The following is a 12,597-nucleotide window of genomic DNA, read 5'->3' on the forward strand; positions in this document are numbered from 1 at the left end:
AAGCTATAACGGTCGCACTCCATGTGAGTGCGTGGATTGAAATCAAGCCACCGTATTGTATTGATTGAGTGGATCGGTCGCACTCCATGTGAGTGCGTGGATTGAAATCGAAATGATGAACCAAACGGAGGCGACTATATCTCGTCGCACTCCATGTGAGTGCGTGGATTGAAATAGAATTAACGATATCAAACAACGAGATTGCTTCATCGTCGCACTCCATGTGAGTGCGTGGATTGAAATTTCCAGCAGTCGGTAACTTTCTGTCCTGATGTCCCGGTCGCACTCCATGTGAGTGCGTGGATTGAAATCTTTTTTAATGTACAAATCCTCTATTTCAATTAAGTCGCACTCCATGTGAGTGCGTGGATTGAAATTTTTGGAAAATGATGATATCTAGCGCTGCTGCTACGTCGCACTCCATGTGAGTGCGTGGATTGAAATTTGCTCTGACTTATTGAGATAAGAAGCCAGGCTCGTCGCACTCCATGTGAGTGCGTGGATTGAAATCGATTCTTGGCGCGATTGCACTCGCGGTAGGCGCAGGTCGCACTCCATGTGAGTGCGTGGATTGAAATTGACTGCTATGGATGCCGTAGCAAATCGTAAGGCGTCGCACTCCATGTGAGTGCGTGGATTGAAATATTTCAGGAATCGGCAACGGCTCCAGTGAATTCCAGGTCGCACTCCATGTGAGTGCGTGGATTGAAATTCTGGTGTGAGCATAAGTTGTGGATGTAACCATGGTCGCACTCCATGTGAGTGCGTGGATTGAAATTGGACTCATTTGCTGCACAAATTGTTCCATCATGCGTCGCACTCCATGTGAGTGCGTGGATTGAAATCAGATGCAGAATCCATACGGCCTAGGCTGCATATCGTCGCACTCCATGTGAGTGCGTGGATTGAAATGGGATAAGCCCCTCCGTGTCTCCTATGCCAAATACGTCGCACTCCATGTGAGTGCGTGGATTGAAATCAAAATATCAATGACATCGTTTGAAATATTCTTCACGTCGCACTCCATGTGAGTGCGTGGATTGAAATCTCCCACACCCGGCCAATATCCTCGTCGCACTCCATGTGAGTGCGTGGATTGAAATGAAAAATTATTAAGAACGTCCGTGGTGAGGACGATGTCGCACTCCATGTGAGTGCGTGGATTGAAATCAGAAACTTATTATAGCAACGAAGGAATATTTTCGTCGCACTCCATGTGAGTGCGTGGATTGAAATTCGTTTGATTGTGCTGTAGTCAAAGGTAAGCCGATGTCGCACTCCATGTAAGTGCGTGGATTGAAATCGTATTGCCAATACTAATCAGAGCAGACAGCGTAATCAAACTCAAATTGCTTTCTCTTGACGGTAGAGCAGGATCTCTCCATACTTGCTCGAACAAAATATTTTCACTGTAATCCACAAAATCGAGAGCAAGCTCTCTCATTTTCTGCGGAATATGGGCTTCGACACGATTATTCACGTTCTTGTTCCTCCTCCAAATTTGCCAATTGCGCTATGCCTTGACCAAATGACCAATTTTCAGCAGATGTCTCGTTTAATGTGATAAAAATATCGGCTGTAGAGATGTTTAGATGATCAGAAATAGCTTGCGTTATAGATTGATACAAACTCCTTTTCTGACTTACCGTTCTTCCCGGCCCGCATGTAATGAATACATGGATCATGTTTTCAGTTCTCTTTGCCGCTCCTTCCAGCAGGTAAGACGGATCGTAAAAAAATTGATTAACGGGGTATGGAACAAACAGTTGAAAGTAATCCTGTTCCGGGACGTGAAAATGTGCAATGAATGCACGATGAATGCTAGTGCTCACCTTTTTTTAAAGAGTCTACAATTGCAATGCGCTGCATCTTATTCCACAAATGCTCGTCGGGGATGCGATCGGCATCATACCTAAGGGGACGGTTTTAGAGAAAAGCACCATACCCTTTAAGGTCAATGGATTCGATCCCAAATTTCCTATTGGCATATTATATTCTTCCAGAAAAAGAAGCTATTTAAGCCAAAACAAACGGCAGCTTATGCAATTGATTGAATCGTCGTTGTAAATAGAGATTACTGCGTTTTTCGCTTCGCCCTATACAAACGACCGTTCGCTGACAAGTAGCATCCGCCCGGCTTCTGATATAATAGAGTGACAAAAGGAAGGGGCGGTTGTCTATGAAAATATTCCACACCGCAGATTGGCATCTGGGCAAGCTGGTTCAAGGCGTTTATATGACAGAGGATCAGGCCTATGTACTTGAGCAACTGATCCTGGATATCGAGTCGGAGCAGCCGGACGTGGTCGTCATTGCGGGCGATTTATATGATCGTGCGGTTCCGCCGACAGAGGCTGTGCAGTTGCTGGACAGCGTGCTTGAGAAAATCGTTCTTCAGTTAAAAATTCCCGTTGTAGCGATCGCAGGCAACCATGATAGCCCGAGCCGGCTCGATTTTGGCAGCGGCATCATGAAAGCGGCGGGTTTACATATTGCAGGCGAGCTTACATATCCGCTGAATCCTGTGGTGCTTTCTGACGAGTATGGCGAGGTTCATTTTCATCTCATTCCGTATGCCGAGCCGGGAAAAGTGCGCTATTTGCTCGGTGATGACGAGATCCGGACACATGATGATGCGATGAGGAAGCTGACCGATGGCCTTAAGGAGAGCCTGGATCCGAATGCCCGCCACGTCTTGGTGGGCCACGCGTTTGTCACTCCCCTCGGCGAGGCGGAGGAGAATACAAGCGACTCGGAACGGCCGCTGTCCATCGGCGGTGCGGAGTATGTGAGCGCCAAGCATTTTGAAGGCTTCCACTACACGGCCCTTGGACACCTGCATCAGGCGCACCATGTCGGGGTGGAAACGGTTCGCTATTCTGGTTCGCCGCTCAAGTATTCCATTTCGGAGGAAAATCACAAGAAAGGCTATCTGATCGTCGAACTGGATGAGCAGGGTCAGGCGAAGATCGAGAAAAGATACCTTTCCCCAAGGCGCGACATGCGCACTGTGGAGGGCTTGATGGCGGATATCGAGCGGCATCCGGTCAACGAAGATTATGTGTTCGTACGGCTGCTTGACGAGGCGGCCGTGCTGTCTCCGATGGAGAGAGTCCGCTCCGTTTATCCGAATGCGATGCATGTGGAACGGAAAAGGGCGATTGCCGGGCTGGTCGGGGAATCTTCCGCAGCTGGCGGACGGGCGAAGATGGATGAGCTTTCGCTGTTTAAAGCATTTTACCAGGAAGTAAGCGGAAGCGAGCTGTCGCCGGAAACGGAGAAACTGTTTATCGAAACGCTGCAGGAGATCCACGGGAAGGAAGGTGAGCGCGTTGAAACCTCTGAAGCTGACGATGACAGCGTTCGGGCCGTATAAGGATACGGAGGTTATAGATTTTTCCGAGCTGGAGGGTCACCGTTTGTTTGTTGTATCGGGGAATACGGGGGCCGGGAAAACAACGATTTTTGACGCCATTTGTTTTGCTTTATACGGGGACGCCAGCGGCGAAGACAGGAACGACAGTAAAATGCTCCGCAGTCATTTCGCCGATGATCAGGTGCACACCTCCGTTGACTTTGAATTTGAATTGAAGGGCCGCACCTACCGGGTATTCAGACAACTGGCCCATGTTAAAGCAGGCAACAAGGGAGCAACCGGTGAAAGATATGAGCTGTATGAAACGGAGCGCGGGGAGGAAGTTCCGCTGACGGATCGTTTTATCGTATCGCAGGTGGATCAGAAGCTCCGCGAGCTTATTGGACTTACGAAGGAGCAATTCAGCCAAATCGTCATGCTGCCTCAGGGGGAATTCCGAAAGCTGCTGACGTCGGAGACGGAGAATAAAGAGGAGATTTTGCGCCGTATTTTCAAGACCGGACTGTACAAATATGTCGCTGATCATCTGAACGACAAACGCAAGGAAATGCAGCAAATTTGCACAAGCATGGAGAAGACCAGGGAGCTTCATATGGGCAGCTTGAAGAGTTCATTGGGCGGGCGTCAAAGCTCCGAGCTGTATGAGGTCTTTCAACAGGAATATTACAATACGCATCAAGTGATTGAAGCGCTGGATAAAGAGATCGATTATTATGCGGGGCTAATGACGCAGAAGAAGCAGCAACTGCAAGCGGAAACGGCCAAGCACCAGGAGCATACGGCACAATATCATCAAGCGAAAAATATAAACGAGCAATTCGATCTCCTGGATCAGAAAGCTGCGGAACAAAAGCAGCTCGCTGCCCAGGCACATGATATCGAGCAAAAGGCGACACAGCTTTCGCTAGCCGAGCAGGCGGTTTATCTGGAGCTGTATGAGCAGCGCTACGCGGAGACAAGGGAAGAGCTCGTCCGTAAAGCCAAACTCTTCGAAGCTGCAATCGCCGAATGCGCGCAAGCTGAAGCCGCTCTCCACGCGGCCGCGGTGCATTTTAAGCAGGAAGAGGGCAGGCAGGAGCAGAGAGAACAGGCGCTGCGCGAACTGGACCGGTTGCAGGGATTTTTGCCGACAGTCAAAGAGATCGATCAGAAAGAGCAGCTGGTGGGCAAGCTTGCGGCAGAAATGAAGGATTTGGCGAAGCAAGTAGCGGATATCCAGCATGAGCTGGAATCCTTGCAGTCCGTGCGGACGGCCAGGTCGGCGCAAGTTAAGGAATTGGAAGCGAGGCTCGTTCATCTGCCGCAAAAGACAGAGAGACTTCTCCTGATGCGGCAGCAGGCAACCATTTTGCAGGAGTATATGAACTTCTCTAAAAAATCCGCGAAAGAGCAGCAAGAAGCGGCGGCTCTTCAAGGCCGGTTTAAGCAAGCGGATGAAGCTTATTCAAGGGTAGAGGAGCGCTTTATCGAAGGTCAGGCAGGGCTGCTCGCCAGCCATCTGCATGACGGCGAAGCCTGTCCCGTTTGCGGAAGTATGGAGCATCCGAAGAAGGCAGCCGGGACGGCGGATATGCCTACGAAAGAAGAGCTTGAACGGCTGCGCAAGGACAAGTCGGCGGCGGAGAAGCTTTATCTGGAAGCGGAAGCGGCGCTCCATGCTACCTGGCAGCAGCTCTCGGACAAGCAGCGGCAAGTGGAAGAACAAGGCTTTCGTCTGGAAGGGATTCAGGAGCTGTTCGCGGAGCTGGTGAGGGAAGGAAAAGCCCTGGCAGAGGACGAGAAGCAGCTGAAGGAAGAAAATGCGAAGCTTGCGCCGCTTAAGGCAGAGCTTGAAACGTTGGAACACAAATTGGATGAGCTCCGGAAGCGCAAGGAAGACGCGTTCGCTTTATACAATGACAAGAAGACCATACATGCCAGAGAGAAGGCTCTTTATGACCAGTCACTGGCTGCCCTGCCTGAAGAGGTGAGAAGCCTTGAGAAGCTTGAAGAGCGAATCCGGATCGCGGAGGACCTCAAGCAGCAGCTGGAAGCCGCCTGGAAGAACGCTCAGCTGCAATATCAAGAGGCGAATGCACGGAATATCAAGGCGATCGAAAGCCGCAGTCAGGCGGAGAACGGGAAGATTGAGGCGGCGGGCAGCAGAGACAAAGCGTATGACAGCTACGTGCAAGCTCTGGAGAAGGCTGGATTTGAGACGGAAGAAGCCTATAAGTCGGCGAAAATGCCGGAAGCCGCGCGTGCCGAACTGAAACGCCAAATTGAGAAGCACAACACTATGGCGGCAGCGGTTATCGCTCAGATCAAGGATTTGTCTGCAGCCCTGGAAGGTAAGAAGCGGCAGGATCTTGCCGTGCTCGAACAGCAGCTTCAGGCATTGGAGCAGTATATAGAGTCTATACGAAGCGACCAAATGCAAGCCGAGAATCATTTAAGGAAGGGAACGGACGGCAGAGCGGATATTGTACAGGCTGAGAGCAACTGGAGGAATGCCGAACGGGAGTATCAGCTCGTCAAGGAATTGTATGACGTCGTCCGCGGAGAAAACAGCAAGAAGATCTCTTTTGAACGATATTTGCAGATTGAATTTTTGGAGAAGATTATTCATAATGCCAACCAGCGGCTGCAGCGGATGTCGGGGGGACAGTACTATCTGGTCCGAAGCGACAGAATGGAGAAACGCGGCAAACAGAGCGGACTTGGCTTTGACGTCTATGATAATTACACCGGTCAACTGAGGGATGTAAAAACGTTGTCCGGCGGGGAAAAATTCAATGCCTCTTTATGCCTTGCGCTCGGAATGGCGGATGTCATTCAGGCTTATGAAGGCGGCATTTCGCTTGAAACGATGTTTATTGACGAAGGCTTCGGCTCGCTTGACGAAGAATCGCTGAACAAGGCCATTGATACCCTGGTCGATCTGCAGCAATCGGGACGTATGATCGGCGTCATCTCCCACGTCCAGGAGCTGAAACAAGCGATCCCCGCTATTTTGGAAGTGAAGAAGACCCGGGAAGGGTATAGCTATACAAGCTTCCATGTGGGCTAATTCGGCGGAGCCGGCAAGAACCTGTCCTAATTTCGCTCCCTTCGCATACATATGTTGTGAAGAGGAGCGTGATATTGATGGAGCAGAAGTTGAAACGTTACTATCAATTAAAGCAAAAGCAAAAAGAGATAGAGCAGGAATTATCCGAGCTGCGCAGCGGAATCATGGACCATTGCCGGGAGCACGGCCTGTCCGAGCTGGAGGCGGGAGGCTACAAAGCGAAGCTTGTCCTTCAGGAGCGGAAGGAGTACGATGACAACAAGCTGTATGAAGCACTTCCCGATCCCGGCGTATGGCGGATGCTCTCCAAGCCCGATTCTTCCAAGATCGCCAGTTTGATCAAACTCCGTGTGATCTCGGAGGAGAAGATAAAAGATACGTTTTCGGTCAAGAGCGTAACCCTTCTTCAGGTGGATAAAAAATGAACCGGTACGAACCATCCCGCCGCTTGTCGGCGGGTTTATTGTTGCGCGAAAAAGATAGCAAGAGCGATATGTCAGATGGCGTCCTATTTCTTTTTACGAAATGTATCCGAAATCAGAAAGGAGAATGGGTGTTGGGGGGAGAGCGTAGCGGCCGCCTTTGAAATCGTGTTATTACCGCTAATAAATTTGAATAGAACACGATTTAAACAGCGGTGGAACCCTACACCCATTCCCCTCCCACGCACAAACGTATCATATAGCACGAAAAGGGACACGTCAGGGGTGATCCACACTGACGTTTTATCTTAGATAAATGTAAACGTTTACTTAGCGGTGAGGCTGGGGTATTATAAATTCGGGTTGGATGGTAATTCCAAATCAAGATGTGAGGGATGCCCATGAGAATCGAAACAAATACGCTCGGATTTCGGTTAATGCTGCTTTTTGCCGCCGTCATGATCCCCCTTCTGCTCGTTCTTTTTGCGGCCGGGTATTATGCCAAAGATGTAGTGCTTGCACAGGTCTCCAAGTCTTATCAAAATTTGGTCAACACTAATCTTCAGATGATCGACAAGAGTTTGGATGATATTACGATCAATATGATTGATATCGTTGATCATGATGAGAATTTTCAGCGATTCGGGCAGGCGGGCTTGTCCGATTCCGACTATTATTTTGCCCGGGTGGGGCTGGTGCAGCGCAATCAGGTTTATCAATCCTACTATCATACCGTTGATATGTTCTATGTGTATTCCAAACCGAATGATTTGCTGGTTACTTCCAATATACTCGGAGCTACGGAAACCTATATGGACAACATTAGGAATTGGCTCACTGCCTCCATACACCACTCCGAATCCTTGGAGAAACTGCTGTATAAATGGTCTATTGTGCGCATCGGGGAAGAATATTATCTGAACCGGATCGTTAGCGATGATCTGAGCAACAGAGCCTATATAGGAGCCTTGATTAATATGAATTCGCTGAAGTTTCCTTTGAGCAATCTCAATTTGCAGGCGGGAGGGGAGGTCCTGTTTGTCGGCAATGACGGAACGGTTTTGTCCACTCCATCTCCCGATCTCGGGACTGAATTTCGGCTTCCGGCGGAGAAAATGAACAAAAACTCTTCCTTCTCGTTTTCGGACGGACAAAGAAAGCTGTTTGTCATTTCCAGCCAATCTCCCGAGAACGGAATCAACCTGACGGTCGTTCTTCCCTATTCCAAGCTTTTGCAGGGACTCAATCATTTTCAGACCCTTGTGAATGTGCTGCCGCTGATCGTATTTCTGATCCTGCTGCTTTATCTTTATATTTTCCGCAGAACGGTTGTTAGGCCCATTCTGAAATTGTTAAGGGCGATCCGCCGGATCAGGGAAGGCCATATGGAGACGAAACTGCCGGATTCCCGTATCGCCGAATTCCAAATTATCAATCATGCCTTCAACAGTATGGTAGAAGAAATTCATAATTTGAAGATCGATGTGTATGAAGAGCGGCTGAACTCCCAGAAGGCGGAGCTCAAGCATTTGCAAGCGCAGATCAATCCCCATTTTTTTCTCAACACGTTAAATATTATTTTCCAGCTCGCGGATTTAAAACGATATGAATTGGTGAAAAAGACGGTTCGGCATAGGGTCCATTATTTCCGCTTCATGCTGTATGCGAAGGGGGATCTGATTACGCTGGGCCAGGAGCTGGAACATATTCGAAATTATTTGGAAATTCAGAAGATGCGCTATCAGCATTCCTTTGACTTTGACATTCAGATTTCGGATGATCTGCTCCATGCCTGCATTCCCTCCCTGACCGTTCAACCCTTCGTGGAAAATGCCATGATTCATGGCATCACTCTGAAAGGAGAGACTTTTAGGCTTCACATTTCAGCAAGCCAGGCAGAAGGGACGGATCGGCTGATGTCCATTGAAGTAAGGGACAACGGCAAAGGAGCAAGTGATGAAATGCTGGAGGAACTGAACTCCCTGGGGTATGTTCCCTCCTCCGAAGGTAAACATATCGGGATATGGAATGTGAAGAAGCGGCTTGCTATGCGTTATGGGGAAGAGGCCCGAATTCATTTTTGTCATAACGAACCGAGAGGCTTCCGGGTAAGGATGGTTTTGCCAGCCCAAGCATTGGAGGAACGAGAAAATGGCTGAGATGCTGATTGTGGACGATGAGAAATTTGCGGTGGAAGGAATCCGGCTTTGCAACGACTGGGGAGCGCTTGGGATAAACCAGGTGCATACAGCGAGCTGCGCCGATGAGGCCAGGGACATCATGCTGGGACGCAGGATCGACATTCTGATTTGCGATATTGAAATGCCTGATGAAGACGGACTGTCGCTGGTCCGTTGGGTCAAAGATTGCTCTCCGCATACGGAATCCCTGTTCCTGACCTGCCATTCGGAATTTGCCTATGCCAAGCAGGCCATCAATTTGGGAACCTCCGACTATCTGCTGAAGCCGGTGGACGGAGCGGAACTGGCCCAGGCCGTTACCCGTATGCTGCGAGCCATCAAGGAAAAAGAAGAGCATATGGGCTACAACGAGATGTACCGTAAATATTTTGCCCTATGGAGAAAACAGAAGCCTCGGCTGGTAGAATGCTTCTGGCAGGATCTGCTGTCCCGCCGGATTCTTTCCTTCGGAGATTTCCTGGAACGCGCGCTTCAGGACGCGCAGATCGACCTCCATCCGGATGATCGGGTACTGCCTGTTCTAATCAGTATCGAAGAATGGAGCAAACCGCTGAATTCCCGGAATCAGGAAATTATGGAGTATGCGGTCAAGAAGGCGGCGGAGGAAATCTGGCTCACAGATCAGCCTGGAGACGTCATTACGGACAAAACCGGCGTTATGTTTGCCTTTGTTTACGCTTCCCGCTTAGCGGAAGACATCACGGGGGAACACATGCCGGATTCAGGACTGGACAAATGGATCCAGATGGGCAGCCGTTTTATTGAAGTGTGCCGGCAGTTTTTTTACTGCTCGGTTACGTGCTATGTGGGCCACTATGCTATTCTTCAGCAGCTGCCGGGACTTTGCGAGAGCCTGAAGAAAATGGAGCGCAATAACATTACTCGGACACAGCCGGTTCTGCTGTACACCCCGCAAACGCCTGTCGCGATGCCTTCTTCGAGTCCCGCCGAAATCAATATTTCGGAATGGGCCCATTATATGCTGGACGGGGACAAAGAGATGATGATCCGGCTCATTCACCGGGTTGCCTTCAGGCTGGAAGCGACGCCGAATGTTCAGGGCAAGCATTTGGAGAATCTTCATCAGGATACGCTGCAGATGATTTATTATTTTCTCCAGGTAAAAGGGATAAGCGCCAACCAGGTTCCCGAGTTTCACGTGTGGGCATCCGCCCAAATCCGCAGCTTGCGCCATTATATGCATTGGGCGGAGAGTCTGGTTTCCGCTGTGATGGAGGCGGCCTTTGAACCGGACGAGAGAACGGGATTGATCCAAAGATCGATCCGGTATATCCGCCAGAATGTAGAAGAGGATATTTCGCGGGAGGACGTGGCCGCGCATGTCGGTCTGAATCCCGCTTACCTGTCCCGGCTGTTCAAGAAGGAAACCGGACAGAATCTGATCGACTTCCTAATTGAAGCCAAAATGAAGCGGGCGCAGGAGCTGCTTGACACCACAGGCATGACGGTGAGCGCCATAGCCCAGCAGGTCGGCTACTGCAACTTTTCCCATTTCACCAAAATGTTCAGAAAGCAATTTGCCGTGAATCCGCAGGAATACCGGAAAGTCACAAAACGAATGGACTGAGGTTACAAAAACGGTAGGGCGGCGATGGAGACGGGACGTATAATGAAGCCATATCAAATCAAAAGAAGGTGGGTATATGGCTTCGGTAGAGGTGCTGGAAGCGAATGCGGCGGTGACGCGCACGAAGACAAGAAAAGGGAAGCTGTGGAAGCACCGGTCGCTGCTTATTCTGGCTTTACCCGGCATTTTATTGATGTTTATCAACAATTATCTGCCCATGTTCGGCATTTTTCTGGCGTTTAAGGACCTGAATTACACCGAGGGCATTTGGGGCAGCAAGTGGATTGGGCTGAACAATTTCAAATTTTTGTTTGCTTCCAATGATGCGTGGAGGATTATCAGGCATACGATTTTCTACAACCTGGCCTTTCTTGTCATCAATACAGTACTGGCGATTTTTCTGGCCATTTTGCTGAACGAGGTGAAGAACAGGGTACTTTCCAAGTTTTTTCAAAGCACTATTATTCTGCCCAATTTCATTTCCATGGTCATTGTGGGCTACCTCGTATTTGGATTCCTCAATCCCGAACTGGGCTTTGTCAACAAATTCATCCTGGAACCTCTGGGATACGAGCCGGTGAACTGGTATGCTGCTCCGGAACATTGGTCCTATATTTTAACGATTGTAAACGCATGGAAAAATGTAGGATACGCCGCTATCCTTTACCTGGCAGCCATTATCGGGATCGATCAGGAATATTATGAAGCCGCTCTCATTGACGGCGCAGGCAGATGGAAGCAGATGACGAAGATCACCATTCCGCTCATTGCCCCGGTCATTATCGTCTTGACGCTGCTTGCCATCGGCAGAATTTTCAATGCGGACTTTGGGCTCTTCTACCAGGCAACCATGGCATCCGGCATGCTGAAGGAGACGACGGACGTTATCGACACTTATGTATACAATGCGCTGCTCGTTACCGGCGACACCGGCCTGGCCTCGTCAGCTGGCCTGCTTCAATCCGTAGTGGGCTTCGTACTGATTATATCGGTGAATCTCATCGTGAGAAAATTCAGCAAAGAGAACGCTTTGTTCTAGGAGGATAAGCATGCCTACTAAAAAACGGACGAATCCGCTGATCCTTGTTGTTCTGTCTCTGTTCAGCCTGGCCTGCATCATTCCGTTCTGGCTGGTGCTGACCGTGTCCATTTCCGACGAGAATGAAGTGCTGCGAAACGGATACAGCTTTTGGCCTGAAAAGTTCAGCTTTGTCGCCTATCAATACCTGATCCAGGATTCCGGGACAATTGTCCGCGCGTACGGGGTGTCCATCTTCGTAACCGTTGTGGGGGTCATAGCAAGCCTGTTTGTAACTTCCGCGATGGCTTATTCCTTGTCCCGCCGGGATTTCCCTCTGAGGGGTGCGCTAAGCATTTATATTTTGATCACTATGCTGTTCTCGGGCGGACTGCTGCCCTGGTATTTGGTGTATACCCGTCTTCTTCATGTGCAGGATACCTTGCTGGCTTTAATTATACCGGGCTTGATCGGCGGCTTTAATGTAATTATTATGCGTACCTTCTTCACAACCAGCATTCCGCCGTCACTGATCGACTCCGCGCAAATAGACGGCGCCGGCGACTACAGAACCTACTTCAGCATTATTCTGCCGCTTTCGCTGCCGGTTATGGCGACGATCGGCCTGTTCATCACCGTATCCTATTGGAATGACTGGTTTACGAGCCTGGTGTTTATTCAGAACGAGAAGCTGTACTCTTTGCAGTATTTGCTTAACAAGACCTTGATGAATGCTTCATTTCTGCAGACGATTGCGAATAAGGCATACAGTTCTACAGCCCAGATTACCCAGCCTTTGGAATCGATTCGGATGGCGATGGCCATGGTGGCGATCGGACCACTCGTGCTCGTCTTTCCGTTTTTGCAAAAGTATTTTGTGAAAGGGCTTACAGTGGGTGCGGTAAAAGGCTAATACCGTTTTTTGGACGGATTAGTATAAAGC

General features: G+C 49.5%; 8 protein-coding genes, 2 pseudogenes and 1 CRISPR repeat array (1 of these 11 only partly in view). Of the genes and pseudogenes, 8 read left to right on the forward strand and 2 right to left on the reverse strand.

Features of this window, described 5'->3' with window-relative positions:
* Positions 1-1,303: a CRISPR direct-repeat array (repeat unit 32 nt; unit sequence GTCGCACTCCATGTGAGTGCGTGGATTGAAAT); it begins 257 nt to the left of the window's first position.
* Both K7397_RS21310 and K7397_RS05100 read right to left on the reverse strand, forming a co-directional pair.
* Positions 1,304-1,480, reverse strand: a pseudogene (locus tag K7397_RS21310) (carboxymuconolactone decarboxylase family protein); the annotation flags it as partial.
* Entirely contained in the window at positions 1,473-1,832 is a 360-nt protein-coding gene (locus tag K7397_RS05100) for a tautomerase family protein (protein WP_223066870.1), read from the reverse strand. The gene K7397_RS05100 and the pseudogene K7397_RS21310, both read right to left, overlap by 8 nt.
* A gap of 10 nt (positions 1,833-1,842) precedes the next feature.
* Here K7397_RS05100 and K7397_RS21315 point away from each other — a divergent pair.
* The 8 genes and pseudogenes from K7397_RS21315 to K7397_RS05135 all read left to right on the forward strand — a co-directional run.
* A pseudogene (locus tag K7397_RS21315) lies at positions 1,843-2,067 on the forward strand (LysR family transcriptional regulator); the annotation flags it as partial.
* A 112-nt stretch (positions 2,068-2,179) separates the two neighbouring features.
* Positions 2,180-3,376, forward strand: coding sequence for an exonuclease SbcCD subunit D (locus K7397_RS05105; RefSeq protein WP_223066871.1), 1,197 nt, complete (start codon positions 2,180-2,182; stop codon positions 3,374-3,376).
* Positions 3,333-6,425 (forward strand): SbcC/MukB-like Walker B domain-containing protein, encoded by a 3,093-nt coding sequence (locus K7397_RS05110; RefSeq protein ID WP_223066872.1) that lies wholly within the window; start codon positions 3,333-3,335, stop codon positions 6,423-6,425. Before K7397_RS05105 ends, K7397_RS05110 begins: the two co-directional genes overlap by 44 nt.
* 77 nt (positions 6,426-6,502) lie before the next feature.
* Positions 6,503-6,850, forward strand: a complete 348-nt coding sequence (locus K7397_RS05115) for a hypothetical protein (RefSeq protein WP_223066873.1) — start codon at positions 6,503-6,505, stop codon at positions 6,848-6,850.
* 398 nt (positions 6,851-7,248) lie between these two features.
* Entirely contained in the window at positions 7,249-9,006 is a 1,758-nt protein-coding gene (locus K7397_RS05120) for a sensor histidine kinase (protein WP_223066874.1), read from the forward strand.
* Positions 8,999-10,636: a helix-turn-helix domain-containing protein gene (locus K7397_RS05125; protein ID WP_223066875.1), complete on the forward strand. Its 1,638-nt coding sequence runs from the start codon at positions 8,999-9,001 to the stop codon at positions 10,634-10,636. The genes K7397_RS05120 and K7397_RS05125 overlap by 8 nt, the downstream gene beginning before the upstream one ends.
* 76 nt (positions 10,637-10,712) lie before the next feature.
* Positions 10,713-11,675: an ABC transporter permease gene (locus K7397_RS05130; RefSeq protein WP_223066876.1), complete on the forward strand. Its 963-nt coding sequence runs from the start codon at positions 10,713-10,715 to the stop codon at positions 11,673-11,675.
* Positions 11,676-11,685: 10 nt separating this feature from the next.
* Positions 11,686-12,567 carry a carbohydrate ABC transporter permease gene (locus tag K7397_RS05135; RefSeq protein WP_223066877.1) on the forward strand — a complete coding sequence of 294 codons (882 nt, stop codon included), beginning with the start codon at positions 11,686-11,688 and terminating at the stop codon, positions 12,565-12,567.
* Positions 12,568-12,597 lie beyond the last annotated feature (30 nt).

Origin of the sequence: Paenibacillus caui (genome assembly GCF_019904135.1) — a bacterium.
Classification (GTDB): domain Bacteria; phylum Bacillota; class Bacilli; order Paenibacillales; family Paenibacillaceae; genus Fontibacillus; species Fontibacillus caui.

Excerpts from the sequence above, each read along its gene's own strand:
- K7397_RS05105 (WP_223066871.1), top strand. The coding sequence starts at position 2,180 with ATGAAAATATTCCACACCGCAGATTGGCATCTGGGCAAGCTGGTTCAA.
- K7397_RS05115 (WP_223066873.1), top strand. The coding sequence starts at position 6,503 with ATGGAGCAGAAGTTGAAACGTTACTATCAATTAAAGCAAAAGCAAAAA.
- K7397_RS05120 (WP_223066874.1), top strand. The coding sequence starts at position 7,249 with ATGAGAATCGAAACAAATACGCTCGGATTTCGGTTAATGCTGCTTTTT.
- K7397_RS05125 (WP_223066875.1), top strand. The coding sequence starts at position 8,999 with ATGGCTGAGATGCTGATTGTGGACGATGAGAAATTTGCGGTGGAAGGA.
- K7397_RS05130 (WP_223066876.1), top strand. The coding sequence starts at position 10,713 with ATGGCTTCGGTAGAGGTGCTGGAAGCGAATGCGGCGGTGACGCGCACG.
- K7397_RS05135 (WP_223066877.1), top strand. The coding sequence starts at position 11,686 with ATGCCTACTAAAAAACGGACGAATCCGCTGATCCTTGTTGTTCTGTCT.